At 68.5% G+C, this 18,854-nt stretch carries 16 protein-coding genes; 2 read left to right on the forward strand and 14 right to left on the reverse strand.

From position 1 onward, the window contains the following. Positions 1-64: 64 nt before the first annotated feature. The 6 genes from AGI3411_RS26970 to AGI3411_RS26995 all read right to left on the reverse strand — a co-directional run bounded on the left by AGI3411_RS26970 (position 65) and on the right by AGI3411_RS26995 (position 5,903). Positions 65-793, reverse strand: coding sequence for a FadR/GntR family transcriptional regulator (locus AGI3411_RS26970; protein ID WP_129530385.1), 729 nt, complete (start codon positions 791-793; stop codon positions 65-67). Between the two features lie 57 nt (positions 794-850). Then, positions 851-1,591: a phosphatase PAP2 family protein gene (locus AGI3411_RS26975; RefSeq protein ID WP_129530386.1), complete on the reverse strand. Its 741-nt coding sequence runs from the start codon at positions 1,589-1,591 to the stop codon at positions 851-853. A gap of 66 nt (positions 1,592-1,657) precedes the next feature. Further along, positions 1,658-3,013, reverse strand: a complete 1,356-nt coding sequence (locus AGI3411_RS26980) for a sensor histidine kinase (RefSeq protein ID WP_129530387.1) — start codon at positions 3,011-3,013, stop codon at positions 1,658-1,660. Further along, positions 3,010-3,726 (reverse strand): response regulator transcription factor, encoded by a 717-nt coding sequence (locus AGI3411_RS26985; protein ID WP_129530388.1) that lies wholly within the window; start codon positions 3,724-3,726, stop codon positions 3,010-3,012. The genes AGI3411_RS26980 and AGI3411_RS26985 overlap by 4 nt, the downstream gene beginning before the upstream one ends. A gap of 38 nt (positions 3,727-3,764) precedes the next feature. Continuing rightward, positions 3,765-5,180 carry an FAD-binding oxidoreductase gene (locus tag AGI3411_RS26990; protein ID WP_129530389.1) on the reverse strand — a complete coding sequence of 472 codons (1,416 nt, stop codon included), beginning with the start codon at positions 5,178-5,180 and terminating at the stop codon, positions 3,765-3,767. Positions 5,181-5,273: 93 nt separating this feature from the next. After that, entirely contained in the window at positions 5,274-5,903 is a 630-nt protein-coding gene (locus AGI3411_RS26995; protein ID WP_165359285.1) for a BPTD_3102 family carboxylase-like protein, read from the reverse strand. 333 nt (positions 5,904-6,236) lie between these two features. Here AGI3411_RS26995 and AGI3411_RS27000 point away from each other — a divergent pair, with 333 nt between their 5' ends. Together AGI3411_RS27000 and pgi are read left to right on the forward strand one after the other, a co-directional pair. Continuing rightward, positions 6,237-7,628, forward strand: a complete 1,392-nt coding sequence (locus AGI3411_RS27000; protein WP_129530390.1) for a phosphomannomutase/phosphoglucomutase — start codon at positions 6,237-6,239, stop codon at positions 7,626-7,628. Between the two features lie 7 nt (positions 7,629-7,635). Continuing rightward, the gene (gene pgi, locus AGI3411_RS27005; protein WP_129530391.1) at positions 7,636-9,189 is read left to right on the forward strand and encodes a glucose-6-phosphate isomerase; all 1,554 of its coding nucleotides are present in this window, start codon (positions 7,636-7,638) and stop codon (positions 9,187-9,189) included. Positions 9,190-9,401: 212 nt separating this feature from the next. On the opposite strand, the gene AGI3411_RS27010 is transcribed toward pgi, so the two are convergent. The 8 genes from AGI3411_RS27010 to AGI3411_RS27045 all read right to left on the reverse strand — a co-directional run. After that, a complete protein-coding gene (locus AGI3411_RS27010; RefSeq protein WP_129530392.1) occupies positions 9,402-10,547 on the reverse strand; it encodes a glycosyltransferase family 4 protein in 1,146 nt (381 codons plus the stop codon). Next, positions 10,544-11,701 carry a glycosyltransferase family 4 protein gene (locus tag AGI3411_RS27015; protein ID WP_165359286.1) on the reverse strand — a complete coding sequence of 386 codons (1,158 nt, stop codon included), beginning with the start codon at positions 11,699-11,701 and terminating at the stop codon, positions 10,544-10,546. The genes AGI3411_RS27010 and AGI3411_RS27015 overlap by 4 nt, the downstream gene beginning before the upstream one ends. After that, positions 11,698-12,810 (reverse strand): glycosyltransferase family 4 protein, encoded by a 1,113-nt coding sequence (locus AGI3411_RS27020; protein ID WP_129530393.1) that lies wholly within the window; start codon positions 12,808-12,810, stop codon positions 11,698-11,700. Before AGI3411_RS27020 ends, AGI3411_RS27015 begins: the two co-directional genes overlap by 4 nt. A gap of 3 nt (positions 12,811-12,813) precedes the next feature. After that, positions 12,814-14,745, reverse strand: a complete 1,932-nt coding sequence (gene asnB / locus AGI3411_RS27025; protein ID WP_129530394.1) for an asparagine synthase (glutamine-hydrolyzing) — start codon at positions 14,743-14,745, stop codon at positions 12,814-12,816. A gap of 50 nt (positions 14,746-14,795) precedes the next feature. After that, the gene (locus AGI3411_RS27030) at positions 14,796-15,938 is read right to left on the reverse strand and encodes a glycosyltransferase family 4 protein (protein WP_129530395.1); all 1,143 of its coding nucleotides are present in this window, start codon (positions 15,936-15,938) and stop codon (positions 14,796-14,798) included. Next, a complete protein-coding gene (gene murJ / locus AGI3411_RS27035) occupies positions 15,939-17,288 on the reverse strand; it encodes a murein biosynthesis integral membrane protein MurJ (protein ID WP_129530396.1) in 1,350 nt (449 codons plus the stop codon). It abuts the gene before it with no gap. 1 nt (position 17,289) lies between these two features. After that, complete coding sequence (locus AGI3411_RS27040; protein ID WP_129530397.1) at positions 17,290-18,315, reverse strand: SDR family oxidoreductase; 1,026 nt, start codon at positions 18,313-18,315, stop codon at positions 17,290-17,292. A gap of 8 nt (positions 18,316-18,323) precedes the next feature. After that, a partial coding sequence (locus AGI3411_RS27045; protein WP_279638361.1) for a UDP binding domain-containing protein occupies positions 18,324-18,854 on the reverse strand: 531 nt, incomplete at its 5' end.

Below are 18,854 nucleotides of genomic sequence, written 5' to 3' on the forward strand. Positions count from 1 at the left end.
TCGTCGAAAAAAAGAAAACGGGCAAGATTAACGCGGTTTGGCGCGGCTTACCCCCATGCCTGCGCTATTGCGCGCGCCGCAGGCGTTCGCGGCTGTTGCTCAGGTGCGTGCGCATAGCTGCGCGCGCGCCTTCGGGGTCCTGGCGCACGATGGCGCTGTAGATGTCCTCGTGTTCGAGGTTCACGCGCGCCAGGTAGGCCGCCCGGTCTTCATGCGCGAACTTCGCGGAATTGATGCGGGTGCGCGGGATGATGGCCGATCCCAGGTGCGACATGAGATCCGCGAAATAGCGGTTCTCGGTGGATTGCGCGATCAGCAGGTGGAACTGGAAGTCCGGCGTGACCGTGTCGCCGCCGCTGTCCAGCGCCGCCTTGAACGCGTCCAGCGCACGCCGCATCTCGTGCAATTGGGTGTCGGTGCGCCGGCCGGCGGCCAGGCTCGCGGCCTCGCTTTCCAGGCAGATGCGCAGTTCCAGCAGCACCAGCACGTCACGCACGGTGGCGATGTCGGCCGGGTCCACCCGGAAATCGCCGCCGCCGCTGGGCTCCAGCGCATAGGTGCCCACGCCATGGTGGGTTTCAACCAGGCCCGACGCCTGGAGCCGCGACAAGGCCTCGCGCACGACGGTTCGGCTCACGCCGAACTGGCGCATGATTTCGGATTCGGTCGGGAGCTTATCGCCCGGCCGGATGTCGCCGCCGCGGATGCGCTCCGAGATGCTCTCGACCAGGCCCTGGGCCAGGTTCCGGGGACGACGCCGCGGCAAGACGGGGGATTCGGCGGGAGCGGTCATCAGGAGGATCCGAAAGCGGTTGTGCAACGCGAGGCGCTGAAAACTCGCGCCTGTCGATTATACGTGCGGGGTTGTACGATGACCCGCCGGCTGGACCGCGATCAGCGGATAGAAGCACAGCGCCGCCAGGAACCACAGCAATGCGGCCGACCAGAGCGTCTGGCTCAGGAAATGGGCGCCTTGCAGGATGCGGACGACGGAGAAGCTCGCGCCGGCGGCGATGCCGATGGCCAGCCCGCCCCAGCGCCATGCAGGACGTCCCAGCGCCCACCCCGCGAAATACAGGGTCAGCATCGAATAGCCCGCGCCGGCATGGCCGCTGGGCAGGGCGCCCCCGGCCTTTGCCCGCGCCCAGGTCCACCAGTGCAACGGATAGGGGGTATATCCGCCCAGCGTATCCAGATCGTAGGGACGGGGCAGCGTCGTGTGGTGTTTCAGCTGGTTCACCAGCACCTGCCCGGCCAGGCAGGTTGCCGCCACCGCCAGCGCCGGCCCGCGCCAGGGCCGCCAGGCCGGTATCCGGTAACTGGCCGCCGCCACGCCCACGGAGGCCAGCCCGATGCCGATCGGCAAGGCCAGCACCATGCGATGGCCGATCAGGTCGAGCCAGCGGTTGGCGCGCAGGGGGAAATCATCCAGGGTGGTGTCGAACAACGCCCGCGCGATGCGCAGGTCCAGCCCGGAAGCATTGGCCCACCAGGCCAGGCAGGCCAGGACGAGCGTCACCGCGATGACATGGCTGAACAGGTACGAGGCGGCCGTCGGCTTCCGAAGCTCGGGCAGCGATAGGGGCAGCATGGTCGATGGGCAGAGGAGGCGCGTCGGGCAAACGCAGAGCGTAAGCCGCCGACAGTCGAAATTTCGTCAAATTCGCGTTTGCGCGCCCATCGCCGCCGCCGGCTGTTGCGCCCCATCCTCGAAATGCAGCGTGAAGATCGTTCCCCTCGCCCCGGCTTCCCGGGATGACGCGACGGCCAGCGACCACCCCTGCATGTCGCAGACGCGCTTGGCGATCGCCAGGCCCAGCCCCCGCGCCGCTTCGTCGGCCGCCGCCATGCCGGAATCCCGCAAGCGGCCGCTGTAGTAGCGGCGGAACAGGAACGGCAGGTCTTCCGCGGCAATGCCTTTGCCGTCGTCGGCCAGCTCCAGCGCCCCGTCGACGGCCAGGCGGGCCGTCAGCGTCGCCGGCGCGGCGTGCTCGACGGCGTTGCGGACCAGGTTGCGCAATACCGTCAGCAAGGCATAGCGGTCCAGCGTGCGGACGTGCCCGACGGAGATCTGGTTGTCGAATCGCAGCTTCGCCAGCGCCGCGTTCGCTTCGTAGCCGCGCCAGGCGTCTTCCATACAGGCGGAAAGATCCACCGGTTCCGGCGGGCGCAGCTGGTCCCGCGCCATGGCGCGGGCGCTCTCCAGGCTGACGATGACGTCGTCCACGTTATCCACCACGCGGGCGAGGCGCTCGCGCTGGTCCGGGGTCAGCGCCTGGGTCAGCAGCATCAATTCGCTGTCCGACCGGATCGCCGCCAGGGGCGTGCGCACTTCGTGGCTCAGGTTGCCCGCGAATTCGCGCTCGCGGGCGATCGACCTGTCCACCTGATTCTGCACCCGGTTGAAGGCCTCGATCAGGCGCCCGGCCTCGTCGTCGCGCGTGACGGCCATGTCGGGCGACCCGGGCGCCCAGGTCGCCAGCCGGTCCGTCAGGTCCAGCAGCGGACCGACCGCCACGGCGGCGACGCGCCGCGACAGCGCATAGGCCCCCACCACGCAGATGGCGCCCACGCCCAGCACGATCAGGCCGAAGTCATGGACCCGCTCTTCGTTGTCGGTGGCGTCGTACAACAGATAAACCTTGCTGCGGCCCGTTTCGGCCACCATGACGTGCCAGGTATAGGCGCCCGGCTCGATCAGGTGCAGGCCGCTGTCCAGGGCCAGGATTTCCTCCGGGATGCCCGCGGGCCGCCCCCCGCCCACGCTCACCCAGGCACGCATCGAGCCGCCCAGTTCGCGCACGCCTTCGCGCGGCAGGAAGCCGTCGCTGACCCGCGCATGCTGAACCAGCCGGTCCATTTCGGTATTCAGAATGTCGTTGACCAGATCGTCTTCCATCTGGTCGAAGGTCAGGTAGGCCAGCAGGGCGAGCGCCGTCACGAACAGCGCCACCGTTCCCGTCAGCGCCCACACCACGCGCTGGGTGAGCGTGCCGCTCGAGGCGACCGTCATGGCGCCGCCCCGCCGTCCAGGGACAGGCGCCATCCGGTCCCGTGTATGGTCTCGATGCCATCGAAACCGGCATCGGCGAGCGCGCGGCGCAACAGGTGCACCTGGCTGCGCAGCGCGTCGGAGGACGGCGGCTCGTTGCCCCAGAGCACCGACTCCAGTTCTTCGCGCGACACCACCCTGCCCGGATCCCGCAGCAGGGCTTCGATAATGAGCCCCGCCTTGCGCGTCAGGTGGACGGGATTGCCATTGACGGAGACGGCGCGGCTGCGGGTGTCGTACTGCAGGGGGCCGAAGGCGCGCACCGAATCCACGGTCGACCCTTTGGCGCGCTGGATCAGCGCCAGCAGGCGCGCTTCGACCTCCAGCAGCGCGAAAGGCTTGGTCAGGTAGTCGTCGGCGCCGTGCGAGAAGCCGGCCAGCTTGTCCTCCAGGCTGTCGCGCGCGGTCAGCATCAGCACCGGCACGTCCAGCCGCCTGTCGTTGCGCAGGGTATGCAGCACGGCATTGCCGTCCATGCCCGGCAGACCGATATCCAGGATCACGGCGTCGAAACGCTGCTCCGCCAGGCGCTGCAGCGCCGCGGGCCCGGAATAGGCCGTATCGGGCAGGAAGCCGCGGGCCTCCAGAAAGGAGTACAGGTTGCCGGCGATGACCGGATCATCTTCGACGATCAGAACTCTGCAATTCGCGCCCGCCGCGGGACTGGCTGCCATGGTCTGGATTCCCTCGTGTTTCCTTCGTGCCCCGCGCCCTATGCCTGCAGGACCTTGCCCGGGTTCATGAGCCCCTGCGGATCCAGCGCGTGCTTGATCCTGCGCATCAGCGCCAGTTCCACGGGGCTCTTGTAGCGCGGCAGCTCGTCGCGCTTGAGCTGGCCCACGCCATGCTCGGCGCTGATGGAGCCGTCGTGGGCGTGCACGCTGTCGTGCACCACGCCATAGATGTCGCTTTGCAGCGCGAGCAGCTCGGCCTCGGTCTGCCCCGGCGCATTGGCCACGTTGTAGTGCAGGTTGCCGTCGCCCAGGTGGCCGAAGATCACGTGGCGCACGCCTGGGAAGCGGGCCTGCAGCAAGGCGTTCGTGTTGTGCACGAAGCCGGCGATGGATGAGATGGGAATGGACACGTCGTGTTTGACGGATTTGCCCAGCTCGGCTTCGGCCAGCGGAATGCTCTCGCGCAGCTGCCACAGCGCCTTGCTCTGCGCCACGTTGGCCGCGATGGCGGCGTCGTTAACCAGCCCGTCTTCGATAGCGGCTCCCAGCACGGCCTCGAAACGTTCGCGCGCATGCGCCTCGCTTTCGCTGTCGGACAGTTCCAGCAGGGCGAACCACGGGGAGGCCGCGGACTCGCCTTCAAACGGCAGGCGCTGCTGCGGGAACAGGCGCACGACCGCCTGCAGGCACGCGCCGCTCATGAGTTCAAAGCCGGTCAGCGCGGCGCCGAAGCCCGAGCGGGCGCGCGACAGCAGTTCCACGGCGCTGTCGATGCTGTCCAGCGTCAGCAGCGCCGTGCAGGAGGCCACCGGCCGCGGGAACAGCTTCAGCGTGGCCGCGGTGATGATGCCCAGCGTTCCCTCGCTGCCGATGTACAGGTCGCGCAGATCGTAGCCGGTGTTGTCCTTACGCAGGCCGCGCAGGCCGTTCCAGATCTCGCCTTCCGGGGTCACGACCTCCAGCCCCAGCGTCAGGTCGCGCGTGTTGCCATAGCGCAGCACCTGCGTGCCGCCGGCGTTAGTCGCGAGGTTGCCGCCGATGGTGCAGCTGCCCTCCGCGGCCAGGCTCAGGGGGAACAACCGGTCTGCCGCGGCGGCCGCTTCCTGCACGGCCTGCAGGACGCAGCCCGCTTCCACGGTGATTGTGTCGTTATCGGTATCCACGGCGCGCACGGCGGTCAGACGCGCGGTGGACAGGACGATCGCGGTGCCGGAAGCGTCGGGCGTCGCGCCGCCGCACAGGCCGGTATTGCCGCCCTGCGGCACCAACGGCACGCCATGCGTGGCGCACAGCTTCACCGCCGCCGCCACTTCCTCCGTGGAACCCGGACGGATGACTGCCAGTGCCGCCCCCCGATAGCGGCGGCGCCAGTCCAGCACGTAGGTGTCGGCATCGGCGCCGGTCAGCACGTGGGATGCGCCCAGGAGGGCCTGAAGTTCGCTCAGCAAAGTCATATGCGCCGCACAAGTAAGGCCTGGTCGCGCCCAGGCGCCGGATCAAGGGATGTGCGGACTATTGTAGGGGCTGAACGGCCCGGCAAACCGCCCTCAGCCGACCGCCTGGTCCAGCCGCGTGCCGGTCAGGCCGGAGCAGAAGGCGCGCGAAGCGATACGGTTCATCAGGAACGCCCGGTCGATGCCGGCGGGGCCGGGCATTTCGGACAGGGCCCGGTAGGCGCGGCGCAGGGCCTCGCCGCGGGTCGCCCCGCACACCAGGAGCCGCGTGCAGGGCAGGCGGCGATCCACGCAGCCGTCGATGCGGACTTCCAGCGCATGGCCGGCGACGGGTTCGCAATCGGCCATGGCCGCGCCCGAATGGGCCTGCGCCTCGGCGCTGATCACGCGGAACACGCCGCTGCGGTCATCCAGCGCGAAAGCGACCGTGCCCATGCCCTGCCAGCCGTGGTCGCGCGCCACGTCGGCGGCGACAGTGCGCAATGCGTTCTCGACGGAAGACGGCAGGTGCGGCGCCGGACATTCGGCGATCAGGACCCGGGCTTCGCGCCAGACGCAGCGTTCCCAGGCGCGGCCCGTAGCCAGGCTGCCCGACTCGGAGACGAACACATGGATATCGAGCCGGCGCTCGCGGCCCGCGGCAGGCCCGGCATAGTCCGTGGGGGGGCCCCGCCGGCTGGTGGCGCCTCCCGATGGCATGACAGTAGAAACTTTTGCACCCATGTGCCCCTCCCGGTCTTTCTGCTTGCATAGCAAGCGTATCACCTTCGAGTGCCGAGCAAGTTCCATGCCATGCTCCGCCCCCGGGGAGCGCCGCCCGCCGGCGCCCGCAAACCGCACCGGAACAAGGCGGAAGCGGCCGTTCCACGCACCAGGCCGGGGCAGCCCCGCCCGGGCGCCCCGGCGGCAAATGCCCTACGCCATCCGCCGGATGAAGGGCGACCTCCAATGGAGGATAATTCCGCCTTGGCCCTTTGCCAGGCGCGCATTGACATACGGGTTTACCATTAAACCTGGCGGACACCCGCGCTGTAACCCCTTACCAAAGGAATCGCCGTGGGCAACAACACGCAATTTCCCGCCGCAGTCTTCAAGGCCTATGACATCCGCGGCACCGTGCCGGACCTGATCGACGCCCGCTTCGCGCGCGCGCTGGGCGCGGCGCTGGCCGCCCGCGCGCGCGAACAAGGCGTGCAGACGCTGGTCGTCGGCCGCGACGGCCGCCTGAGCAGCGAAATGCTGTCCGTGGCGCTGCAGGAAGGCATGCTGGAAGGCGGCGTGGATACCCTGGACATCGGGATGGTGCCCACGCCCCTGGTCTACTTCGCCGCCAACGTCATGCAGACGGGCTCGGGCGTGGCGATCACCGGCAGCCACAATCCGCCCAAGTACAACGGCTTCAAGATGATGATGGGTGGGCGCGCCCTCTACGGCGATGACGTGCAGTCGCTGGCCGCCGCCATGAACGGCCCGGCCCCGGCCGCCGCGGCGCGCGCCGGCACGCGCCGCCAGCTGGACCTGGTGGCCGCCTACGTCGCGCGCGTGGCCTCGGGCGTCAAGCTGGCGCGGCCCATGAAGATCGCTATCGACTGCGGCAACGGCGTGGCCGGCGCCGTGGCGCCCGCGCTGTTCCGCGCCCTGGGCTGCGAGGTTACCGAACTGTTCTGCGAGGTGGACGGCACCTTCCCCAACCACCACCCGGACCCCGCCGAACCCAAGAACCTGCAGGACCTGATCAAGTGCGTGGCCGAGACCGACTGCGAATTGGGCCTGGCGTTCGACGGCGACGGCGACCGCCTGGGCGTGGTCACGAAGTCCGGCCAGATCGTCTGGCCGGACCGCCAGCTGGTGCTGTTCGCCCGCGACGTGCTGGAACGCAATCCTGGCGCCACCATCATCTACGACGTGAAGTGCAGCCGCCACGTCGGCCTGTCGGTCGAAGCGGCCGGCGGCGTGCCGCTCATGTGGAAAACGGGCCATTCGCTGGTGAAGGCCAAGCTGGCCGAGACCGGCGCGCCGCTGGCCGGCGAAATGAGCGGCCACATCTTCTTCAAGGAACGCTGGTACGGCTTCGACGACGGGCTCTACACCGGCGCCCGCCTGCTCGAGATCGTGTCACGCGCCGCCGATCCCTGCGCCATGCTGGAAGCCCTGCCGCAGGACGTCTCGACACCGGAACTCAAGCTCGAAATGGAAGAAGGCCAGCCTTTCACGCTGGTCCAGGCTCTGCAGGACCAGGGGCAGTTCCCCGGCGCGAAGCGCGTCATCACCATCGATGGCGTGCGCGCGGAGTACCCGGACGGCTTCGGCCTGGCGCGGCCCTCGAACACCACGCCCGTCGTCGTGCTGCGCTTCGAAGCGCAGACGGCAGCCGCGCTGGAACGCATCCAAGCCGACTTCCGCCGCGAACTGAGCAAGCTCGCTCCGCAAGCCAATCTGCCTTTCTAGACTGCCCATGTCCTTATCGCACAGCCCAGCGTGGCAACAGTTCATCGCCGCGACGCGTTCCGCCCCCAAGCGAGGAGAGCAATTGCGCCTCATCAGCGCCCCGGGGCTGCGCCTGGACCTGAGCGCGCAAGCATATTCGCCCGCCCTGCAGAAAGCCGAGAAGGCGCTGCTGGCCCAGCAGGGCTTCGACGCCGCCCGCGCCTGCCTGTTCGATGGCGGCAACGCGAACTGGACTGAAAAGCGCGCCGCCTGGCATACCGCCTTGCGGGCGCCCGAACCGCCTGCCATGGTGGCCAAGGCCGTGCTGGCCGAACGCGAGCGCCTGCGGGAATTCGTCCGAGAGGCCGACGCGGCGGACCGCTACGGCTGCGTGCTGCACCTTGGCATCGGCGGCAGCGATTGGGGTCCGCGGCTGGTCACGCGGGCGTTGCGCTACGGCGGCGCCCGCCGCGAAGTACGCTTCGCGTCGAACGTGGACTCGCATTCCGTCGCCGACGCGATGAGCCGCCTGGATCCGCACGACACCCTGGTCATCGTCGCCTCCAAGTCGTTCACGACCACCGAACCGCTGGCCAACGCCGAAGTGGCGATGAACTGGCTGCGCGATGCCGGCGTGGCCGATCCGATCAAGCAGGTCGTGGCCATCACGGCCAACGTCGAGGCTGCGCTCAACCTGGGCATCCTCCCCGACCACATCTTCCAGATCTGGGATTGGGTTGGCGGACGCTATTCGCTGTGGTCGGCGATCGGTCTTCCGATCGCGCTGGCGCTGGGCAACGACGTCTTCGACCAGTTGCTGGCCGGCGCCCACGCCATGGACGAGCATTTCCGCACCGCGCCCTTCGAAGAGAACGCGCCCGTGCAGCTTGCGCTGGCCGGCGTGGTCAACCGCAGCGTGCTGGGCTATGACTCGCTGGTGATCGCCCCGTACGACTCGCGTCTCTATCACATCGTCCCCTGGGCCCAGCAGCTCGAAATGGAATCGCTGGGCAAGGTTGCCACCGCCGACGGCAGCCCCGCCGGCGTGCCCACCGGCCCGGCCGTATGGGGCATGTCGGGCACCGACTGCCAGCACACCTTCTTCCAGTGGCTGCACCAGGACACGGCGGGCGCACCCGTCGATTTCATCCTGTGCGAACAGCCCGCCCATGCCTATGCGCGGCACCATGAACTGCTGATCGCGAACTGCCTGGCGCAGCGCTCCGCGCTGCTGCGGGGCAAGACCTTCGAAGAAGCGCTGGCCGAAACGTCCGCGACCGAAAGCAACCCGGAACGCGCGCGGCTATTGGCCCGGCATCGCGTCCACCCGGGCGGGCGCCCGTCCTCGCTCATCGTCCTGCCGCGCCTGGAAGCCTATACCCTGGGCGCGCTGCTGGCCCTGTACGAACACAAGGTATTCACGCAAGGCGTGATCTGGGGCATCAACCCCTTCGATCAATGGGGGGTCGAGTTCGGCAAGGCCCTGGCCAAGGGCATCATGCACGAACTGGATTCGCCGCAAGCGATCGAACAGGACCCGTCCACCCGCTACTGGATCGACGCCATCGCGCGGCGCCATTGAAAGCTTTATTCTTCGAGGGTCTGACACGCATCCTTATCCTTCGAGTGTCTGACACCCTTGCGAGACCGCCGGCAAGCTTGAGGCGATGTTTCCGGGTGTCTGACACCGACCGTATCTGAACAGCGCTTGAATCTGGACGGCGCCTCAAAGTCAGCCGGTGTCAGACACCCGGTCGCACGGGATCAAATCTGAAGGGCCGTCTCGTAAGGGTGTCAGACACTCGGAGGGTGGATAAGGCTCTCATACACCCCCACATGAACCCGCGCGACGCGTTCAATATCGAACTCGCGTTCGGCCAGCGCCCTGCCCGCCGCGCCCATGGCCTGCCGCAGCGGCGCATCTTCGGCCAGGCGGGCGATGGCGTCGGCCAGCCCCTGCGCATCCCGCACCGGCACCAGCACGCCGGTCTCGCCGGGTTCGATGGCATCGCGGCAGCCCGGCACGTCGGTGGTCACGACCGCCCGCCCGCAGGCGGCGGCTTCGATCAGGGATTTGGGCAGGCCTTCCCGATAGGATGGCAACACGGCGATGTGCGAGGCCGCGTACAGCTCGGCCACGTCCGAACGTTCGCCCAGCGCGCGGACGCAGCCTTCGCGCTGCCATGCGTCCACGTCTTCCTGGGTTGCCGACGCGGGATTGCCGGCGTCCACGCCGCCGACCAGCTGCATCGTCACCGGCACGCCGCGCTCGCGCAGCAGCCGGGCTGCCTGCACGAACTCCTGCACGCCCTTGTCGCGCAGCAGGCGCGCCACCATCGTGGCGACGACCGGCGGCGCCGGCGGCTCGGGCAAGGCCCGATACGCATCCAGATCCACGCCCGCGCCGCGGATCATCACGACCTGCTCGTCGCGCACCGCGCCCAGCGATTTGAGCAAATCGCGATCGTTCGCGTTCTGGAAGATCACGCGGCTATTCGGATGGCCCAGCGCCAGCCGGTACAGGCGCGCCACGACCGCGCGCACCATCCGCATCTTGAGCGAATTGGACAGGAAGACGAAACCCAGTCCGGAAATCGCCGCGACCATGCCTGGCACGCGGGCCAGGCGCGCGGCAATGCCGCCGTACAGCACGGGCTTGATCGTGACCAGGTGCACGATTTGCGGCCGCAAGCGGCGGAACAGGCGCACCAGGGCGATCAGCGTGCCCAGTTCCTGCAAAGGGTGCTTGCCGCTGCGCGTCATGGGGATGACGTGGTGCGTCATCCCCAGCGCCTCGATGTCGGCGACGGCAGGCCCGTCCATGGTGGCGACGTGTACGTCGTAGCCTGCCCGTTGCGCCGCCAGCGCCACCGGCACGCGATGCGACATAAAAAATGCCGGGTTGTTGACGACAAACAGAAGGCGGCTGCCGGCGCTCATGCTTGCACTCCTGAAATCCGGCGCCATACGGCGATATAGCCCTGCACCATGCGCGCAAGATCGAAATGCTCCAGCACCCGGGCACGCCCGGGCGCGCCGGCACGCTCGCGGCCGCGCGCGGCCACCTCGCGCAGGCCGGTTTCGATGCCGCGCGCCAGCGCTTCCGCCTGCTCGGGCGGCACCACGACGCCGGCATCGCCCACGATGTAGGCCGCGTCCCCGACATCCGTCACGACGCAATAGACGCCGCAAGCCATGGCCTCGGCGACCACATTGGGAAAACCTTCTGCGCAACTGGACAGCACGTGCAGGTCCAGTCCGTTCATCGCGGCGGGCACGTCGTCGCTAGGGCCGGCCAGGACCACGCGCTCGCGCAGGCCGAGCCGGTCGATCATGGCGCCCAGTTCGGGATTGCCCGCCGTCATGTCCCGGCCGATCAGCACACAGCGCAGGCCGGCGTCACGGCCGTCCCGCACCAGCGCGGCGACGGCGCGCAGCAGGTTGGCGTGGTCTTTGAGCGGGTCCCAGCGGGCCACGCAGCCGATCACCGGCACATCCCCCGTCAGCCCCCATTGCACGCGCGCGCGCGCGCCGGATTCTCCGTCGGGCGCGTAGCGCGACAGATCATAGCCATTGGATATCACCACCAGCCGATCGCGCCGGTAGCCCTTGTCGGCATGACGCTGCGCCGCCTTCTGCGCGGCGCACACGATGGCCTTGGGCACGCGGCCCGACAGCAAGGCGCAGGCGCGCAGCACCAGGCGCGCCGAGCGGCTGCTGCGCTCGAGATGCTCGCCCGAATTGCGGATGCCCCAGGCGATGGCCCGCACGCCCGCCAGCCGGGCCGCCAGGCCGCCGATCAGGTCGGCGTGGTACATCCAGGTCTGCACCGCGTCCGGACGCGTCCGGGCGATCAGCGCGCGCAAGGCCATGAAGCCTCCCAGGCTGACCCGCCCGCGCTTCATGCCCAGCGCATGCACGGCCACGCCGGCCGCGCGCAGGCGCTCGCCATAGATGCCCTCGTCGGTCAGGGACACCACGACATGTTCGACGCCCGCGTCCGGATACGTGGCCAGGCGGAACAGCACGGATTCCGCGCCGCCCTGCCCCAGGCCGGTGATGACATGCAGGACCCGCAGCGTCCGGGCACTCATTGCCCCTCCCTCACAGCTTCGAAGAGCTCGTCCCATTCCGCCAACACGCTGTCCAGCGCGTAGCGATGCCGAACGGCCGCCGCGCCGCGCATGCCGAGCTGCTCGCGCAGGACGATGTCGCCCATCAGGCGGTGCAGAGCGTCGCGCAGGGCCTGGCGGTTGCCGGCGGGCACGAGCAATGCGTCTTCCCCGTCTCGCGTCATTTCGCGCGGGCCGCTGGGGCAGTCGAACGCCACGCAGGGCAGGCCCAGCGACATGGCTTCCAGCAGCACATTGGGAAAGCCTTCCACCAGCGAACTCAGCACGAAGGCCTGGCCGCGCGCCAGTTCATCCCAGGGCGCTTCGGTGCGGCCGGGCAGACTGATCCGCGATTGCAGCCCCAGGCGCGCGACCTGCTGCTCCAGCGCGCCGCGTTCGGGGCCCTCGCCCCAGATGCGCAGGTTCCAGTCGGGGAAGTCGGGCGCCAGCTGCGCGAACACGTCGATCAGCAGGTCGAACTGCTTGTCGGTAACAAGCCGCCCCATCGCGAGCAGTTCGCGGGGGCCGTCTTCGCGCTGCCGCACACGCGGCGCGTCCAGCAAAGGCGCGGGCAAGGGATTGGGAATGACGGCCAGGCGCTTGATGCCGGGCACCTGGCGCGAGAACGGACCGGCGGTGTCCTCCGCCTGCACCGTCACCATGTCGGCGCGCGGATACAGCAGGCGGCGCAGCTTGCGCCACACCGTGCCCGTGGTGGTCTCGGCCACCGGGTTCGTGCGCTCGCAGACGATAAGCGGAATCCCCAGGCCTCGCGTGGCCAGGATGGCGGCCACGTTGACGTTGGTCAGGAACGACACCACGACGTCCGGCCGCGTATCGCGGACATGCTTGCGCAGCACCAGCAGGCGCTTGAACGCGGCCATCGCGCCCGAGGCGCGCGTGCCGGCCAGGTCAGCCAGCCACGCCAGCTCCACCTTGTCCGAGAGCGGATAAAAGCAGGTTCCCTTCGACGAGTAGGTCGGCGTCAGCGTGACGGCATTTCCGCGCTCGGCCCATGCGTTGACCAGCGTCGCCGCGACACGCTCGGCGCCGCCCGCATGCATGGAACTGACCAGCATCAGTATTTTCATTCGTCAAAGGCTCCCAACCGTTCCTCCCTGGTCCTTGCCGTTGCGATAGCGGTCCAGCCAGGCCTGCATCATCAGCACGCCCCAAAGATGGCTGTCCCAGTTGCGATGGCCCGAGGTATGCTCGCGCCATTTGCGCAGGATGGGCTCGGGCTCGAACCAGCCTTCCTGGCGCAGGCGCGCCGGATCCAGCAGCGTGTCGGCCCACTCCCGCAAGGGGCCGCGCAGCCAGGCGGCCAGCGGCACGGCGAAGCCGCGCTTGGGCCGGTCCACCAGCGTTTGCGGCACGTGGCGATACAGCACCTGGCGCAGCAGCCATTTGCCCGTGTCGCCGCGCACCTTGTAGCGGTGCGGCAGGCTCCAGGCGAATTCGTACACGCGATGATCGATCAGCGGCACGCGCGTCTCCAGGCTGACCGCCATGGCGGCGCGGTCTACCTTGACCAGGATATCGTCCGGCAGGTAGGTCACCGTATCGAGCTTCATCATGGATTCGAAGGTGGATCCCTGCATGGCTTGCGCGAACGCCGAGACGGGTTCCACGCCCCCCTTCACCACGCTCGACGGATCGGCCCAGTACGACACGAAATGGCGGTAGAACTCGCCGCGCGTATCGGTGCGCAGGAGCTCGCCCAGTTTGCCGACCTTGCCGCGCCAGGCGCCGCGTCCGGGCAGGAGGGCCGATGCGCTGAGCAGGGCGCCCGTTGGCTTGCGGACCAAAGCGGGCACCCGTTCGCACTGCTGCCACCACTTGTTCACGCGGAAATAGCGCGAATAGCCGCCGAAGAGCTCGTCGCCGCCGTCGCCGGACAGCGCCACCGTGACATGCTGGCGCGCCATGTGCGTAACGAGGGAGGTCGGGATCTGCGACGAATCCGCGAACGGCTCGTCGTACATGTCCGCCAGCTTGGGCACCACGGCCAGGGCGTCTTCCGCCGTGACGTACAGTTCGGTGTGGTCGGTGCCCAGGTGCGCGGCCACGGCCTTGGCGTGCTGCGCCTCGTCGTAGCCCTTCTCATGGAAGCCGATGGCGAAGGTGCGCACGGGCTGTGAGCTCTGCGCCTGCATCAGGGCGACGATGGTCGACGAGTCGATGCCTCCGGACAGGAACGCGCCCAGGCTCACGTCGGCCAGCATCTGGCCGCCCACTGCCTTGGACAGCACGCCTTCCAGCGCATCCGCGGCCTGCGCGTCCGTCTCGAACGACAGCGGCGAGCTCGCGGCGGTATCGGCGGCCTCACGGGCCGACCAGTACACGCGCGGCTCCGGCATGCGGCGGCTGCGGGCATCGTCGGCCGTGAACTCGACCCAGGTGCCCGGCGGCAGCTTGGCGATGCCTTCGTAGATCGATTGCGGCGCCGGAATGTAGTTGTGCCGCATGAACGACGCCAGCGCGTTGCGGTTCAGTTCGCGGCCAAAACCGGGAATGGGCATCAGGCCCTTGAGCTCCGAGGCAAAGACGAGTTCGGCGCCCGAATAGCCGTAATACAGCGGCTTTTCGCCCATGCGGTCGCGCGCCAGCACCAGTTTGCGCGATGCGCGGTCCCAGAGCGCGATGGCGAACATGCCCACGGCCGCCTGCAGCGTGGCCTCGATGCCCAGCGACGAGAACCCCGCCAGCAGGGTCTCGGTATCCGAATGCCCGCGCCAGGACGGCGCCAGCGCCGATTGCTCGAGCTGCTTGCGGATATCCAGGTGGTTGTAGATCTCGCCGTTGAAGACCATGACGTAGCGGCCGCAAGCAGAGGTCATGGGCTGGTGGCCCGCTTCGGTCAGGTCCAGGATCGCCAGGCGGACGTGCGCCAGCGCCAGCTCGGCGCCGGGATCTTCCCAGAAGCCGTTGCTGTCGGGCCCGCGATGGCGGATGCGCCGGCAGCTTTCCGCCAGCACTTGCGCCTTGTTCCCGATGGGGCCCCAGATACCGACTATTCCGCACATGATGATTTTCTCGTGGTCACCGTAGCAACGGCGCGACGCGCGTACAGGCCCTATCGGCCCTGGGCGCGCACGCCGTCAAAAAGTTCTTGCCATTTCTGCAGCACGCTCGCGGCCGAAAAGCGGTCGCGCACGGCGGTTGCCGCCTGCGCCATGCGGCGGCGGTCCTCGGCGTCGCTCATGACGGCGTCCAGCGCCTTGCCCAGCGCGGATACGTCGCCGTTGGGCCGGACCAGCACGCCGTCTACCCCTTCCCGCACAATCTCACGCGGGCCGGTGTCGCAATCGAAAGAGACCGCGGCCAGGCCGCTGGCCATGGATTCGAGCAAGGTATTGGACAGGCCTTCGAAGCGCGAGGTCAGCACATACAGGTCGGCGCTTTCGTACCAGTCGCCGACATTGCCCGCGCGCCCCGGCATGAAAACGCGCGACGCCAGCCCGGCATTCCGCACCTGCGCCTCGAGCGCGCGCCGCTCATCGCCCTCGCCCAGGATAACCAAGTCCCAGTCGGGATGCGATGGCGCAAGTTGCGCGTAGGCCTGGATCAGGAGGTCGAACCCCTTGTCCGCGTGCAGGCGCCCCACCGCCAGCAGGCGCTTGCGGCCGTCCCCGGCAACCGGGGTCAGGATGGGTTCGGCGCGCGGCAGGGGAAAGTGCACCGGGTTGGGGATGACGGCCAGCCGGCAGCCCGGCACATGCTGGCCCAGCCAGTCCGCGGTGCCGCGGGTCAGGGCCACGACGCGCGCCGCGCGCGGATAGGTCAGGCGCCGCAGGCGCTGCCAGAAGCCCGACAGGGTCTGCGAGGGCGGATGCGTGTGTTCCGTTGCGATTACCCGGCAGGACAGGCCCGCGCAGGCCAGGACAGACAGCACGGAGGCCGTCGTCATCATGCCCAGCACGATATCGGGCCGGAACGACCGGACCACGCGGCGCAGCGCGCGCACGCGCTGCACGTTGCTCCAGATGCCGCGCAGGCCGCCGCCCTCGCCCGCCGTGTGCAGCACCTCGCGCCGTACGTTGGGATGCAGCGCATAGACGTCGCCCTCGGCGCTCTCCTGCGTTACCACCATGACGTCGCGGCCCATCTCGGCCCAGTGCGCGCTCAGGTCGGCCGCGACCCGTTCGGCGCCGCCGCCATGCAGCGAGTGGATGAACAGCAAGACACGCAAGGGCCGGCCAGCGTCGGTCGGGGACATTCAGTCTGCCTCTTTGGGTTCGGCCTTGCGCATTGCCACCGCCAGGTAGCAGGCGAAAGACAGCACATACATGCAACTGGTCGCCAGCATGATGCCGGCCGCCCCCATCCGGGGCGCCAGGACGATATTCAGCGCCGCCTTCAGCGCGAAGTTGCCCACCGCGATGATGGCCATGATGCGGTAGCGGTTCTGGCTCGCCAGCAGCTGCACCAGGATCAGCACGCCGAAATAGAACGGCAGCTGCAGCAACCCCCAGCGCAGCACGTGCGCCACGGCCTGGGTATTTTCGGCCGTGAAGGCGCCGCGCTGGAACAGCACCGACACGCCCCAGGGCGCCAGCACCCAGCCCACCGCCACCGCGGCGCCCCCAGCGGCCAGCATCAACATGGACCATTTCAAGGCCATGGCGCGCGCGCGGCCGGTATCGCCGCGCGCCTGCACGTCCGCCAGCACGGGCAATGCCGCGCGGCCCACCGACACGGCGCCGATGCCCAACAGCAAGGACAGCAGCCTGCTGGCGTAGCCCAGCGTGGCGTTGGCATTCGCGCCCAGGTTGGCGGCGGCGTACTGGTCTAGCGGGCCGACGAAGCTCATGGCCACCTGGCCGATCAGCATCACGCCAGCGGCGCTCATCAATTCGGGCCAGTGCGGCGAGCGCAGCGACAGGCGCGGCGCGCCCCAGAACCCGCCGTCGGCGCGCGCGGCCAGCCATGCGAGCCACACGGTCTGGATGGCATAGCCCACCAGCGTGCCCCAGAGCAGCGGCCCCACGCCGTCGGCGCTGGCCGCCAGCATGACCCAGGCCAGCGTCGCCACGGCGGGCACACTGTCCAGCAAGGTGTTGACATGCCGCTCCTGCGCGCGCAAGCGCGCGGCGCTGATGCCGGCGATGAGCAACAGGGCGGACACGGGCGCGAACGCCACGAGCAGCTCGCCGGTCATGCCGCCCACGCGTTCCGACAGGCCTTTGCCCAGCATGCCGAGCACTTGCGGCCAGGCGAGCCACGTCAGCAGCGCCAGCGCGACGCCCGCCGCGGCGACCCAGCCCTGCAGCTCGCGGATGAACAGGCCTCTTTCGGCTTCGTCGGCGCGGCGCAACCGCACCAGCACCGGGATCAGGACCACCGACAGCACGCCCACGATCGTCACGGGCAGCCAGGTGGCCATCGTCATCGTGAATTGGTAGGCGTCCACGGCGTCGCTGACGCCGTAGCGGTACGCCACCGCCATCTCTTTGATGGCGCCGGCGGCCTTGCCCAACAACAGGAACACGGCCACCCGGAACGCGCCCTTGAAAATGCGCTGATGGTCCGGGTGGATGCTGCCGAGTTTTCTGACGAGTGCTTTCAAATCAACGCAGGAATTGCGTGTACCAGGGCATGGCCACTTCCAAGCCCTCCAGCACGGTGTGCGTCGGGGCGTAGCCCAGCAACCGGCCCGCCTTGCTGACGTCCGCCTGTGAATGGCGCACGTCGCCCGGGCGGAAGTCGGCATAGACCGGCTGCTTCGCGTAAGGCACGCCCTGCTTGCCCAGCGCCTGGGCCAGGAAGCCGAACAGCTGGTTCAGGGTGCTGCGGCCGCTTACCGCCACGTTGTAGACCTGATTGCGGCCTTCCGCCGGCGCCATGGCCGCCAGGATATTGGCCTGCACCGCGTTTTCCACGAAGCAGAAGTCGCGGCTGGTCTCGCCGTCGCCGTTGATGGTGACGTCTTCGCCCTGGATCATCGCGGCGGTCCACTTGGGAATCACCGCCGCGTAGGCGCCGTTGGGATCCTGCCGCTTGCCGAACACGTTGAAATACCGCAGGCCCACGGTCTCGAAGCCATAGGCGCGCGCGAACACGTCCGCGTACAGCTCGTTGACGTACTTGGTCACCGCGTACGGCGACAGGGGCTTGCCGATGTTCTCTTCGACCTTGGGCAGCGCGGGATGGTCGCCGTAGGTGGAGCTGGAGGCCGCATACACGAAAGACTTCACTTCGGCATCGCGCGCCGCGACCAGCATGTTCAGGAACCCGCCGATATTCACCTCGTTGGTGGTGATCGGGTCCTTCAGCGAGCGCGGCACCGAGCCCAGCGCCGCCTGATGCAGCACGAAGTCGGCACCCTGCACGGCGCGGCGGCAGGCTTCCAGGTCGCGGATGTCGCCTTCGATGAAGGAAAAGCGCGTCCATTCCTCGGGCGTGACCGAACCGCGGACTTCGTCCAGGTTGCGCTGGTGGCCGGTGGCGAAATTGTCCAGGCCTGTGACGGTCTGGCCCAGTTTCAGCAGGGTCTCCAGCAGGTTCGAGCCGATGAAGCCGGCGCAGCCGGTCACCAGCCACTTGCGGGGAGCCGCCGACAGTTCCTGCTTGATGGTTTCAAAACGCGTAGTCATAGTCTTCCTTACAGGCGCAGATCGGACTCGGCGGGCGACAGCACGTACTTCAGGTCATACAGGATGTGATCCGCCTTGCCCAGTTTGCGGATGCCTTCCGCGCCCATCGCCTTGAACTGATTGTGCGCCACGGCCAGGATCACGGCGTCGTACTTGCCTTCCTCGGGCTTGGCCACAGGGGTCAGGCCGTATTCGTGCTGGGCCTCTTCGGGCTCGACCCACGGATCGTAGACGTCCACGTCTACGTTGTAGTCGCCCAGCTCGCGCACGATGTCCACGATGCGCGTGTTGCGCAGGTCGGGGCAATTTTCCTTGAAGGCCAGGCCCATCACCAGGACGCGCGCGCCCTGCACATGGATGCGGCGCTTCGTCATCGCCTTGACCAGCTGCGACACCACGTAGCCGCCCATCGAGTCGTTCAGGCGGCGGCCCGCAAGAATGATCTCGGGGTGGTAGCCGATGGATTGCGCCTTGTGGGTCAGGTAGTACGGATCCACGCCAATGCAGTGGCCGCCCACCAGGCCCGGACGGAACGGCAG

Origin of the sequence: Achromobacter agilis (assembly GCF_900496965.1) — a bacterium.
GTDB lineage: Bacteria > Pseudomonadota > Gammaproteobacteria > Burkholderiales > Burkholderiaceae_B > Achromobacter > Achromobacter agilis.

Excerpts from the sequence above, each read along its gene's own strand:
- AGI3411_RS27040 (WP_129530397.1), bottom strand. The coding sequence starts at position 18,315 with ATGACTACGCGTTTTGAAACCATCAAGCAGGAACTGTCGGCGGCTCCC.
- AGI3411_RS26970 (WP_129530385.1), bottom strand. The coding sequence starts at position 793 with ATGACCGCTCCCGCCGAATCCCCCGTCTTGCCGCGGCGTCGTCCCCGG.
- AGI3411_RS27010 (WP_129530392.1), bottom strand. The coding sequence starts at position 10,547 with ATGAGCGCCGGCAGCCGCCTTCTGTTTGTCGTCAACAACCCGGCATTT.
- AGI3411_RS27020 (WP_129530393.1), bottom strand. The coding sequence starts at position 12,810 with ATGAAAATACTGATGCTGGTCAGTTCCATGCATGCGGGCGGCGCCGAG.
- pgi (WP_129530391.1), top strand. The coding sequence starts at position 7,636 with ATGTCCTTATCGCACAGCCCAGCGTGGCAACAGTTCATCGCCGCGACG.
- AGI3411_RS26980 (WP_129530387.1), bottom strand. The coding sequence starts at position 3,013 with ATGACGGTCGCCTCGAGCGGCACGCTCACCCAGCGCGTGGTGTGGGCG.
- AGI3411_RS26990 (WP_129530389.1), bottom strand. The coding sequence starts at position 5,180 with ATGACTTTGCTGAGCGAACTTCAGGCCCTCCTGGGCGCATCCCACGTG.
- AGI3411_RS26975 (WP_129530386.1), bottom strand. The coding sequence starts at position 1,591 with ATGCTGCCCCTATCGCTGCCCGAGCTTCGGAAGCCGACGGCCGCCTCG.
- asnB (WP_129530394.1), bottom strand. The coding sequence starts at position 14,745 with ATGTGCGGAATAGTCGGTATCTGGGGCCCCATCGGGAACAAGGCGCAA.
- AGI3411_RS27030 (WP_129530395.1), bottom strand. The coding sequence starts at position 15,938 with ATGTCCCCGACCGACGCTGGCCGGCCCTTGCGTGTCTTGCTGTTCATC.
- AGI3411_RS26985 (WP_129530388.1), bottom strand. The coding sequence starts at position 3,726 with ATGGCAGCCAGTCCCGCGGCGGGCGCGAATTGCAGAGTTCTGATCGTC.
- AGI3411_RS26995 (WP_165359285.1), bottom strand. The coding sequence starts at position 5,903 with ATGGGTGCAAAAGTTTCTACTGTCATGCCATCGGGAGGCGCCACCAGC.
- AGI3411_RS27015 (WP_165359286.1), bottom strand. The coding sequence starts at position 11,701 with ATGAGTGCCCGGACGCTGCGGGTCCTGCATGTCATCACCGGCCTGGGG.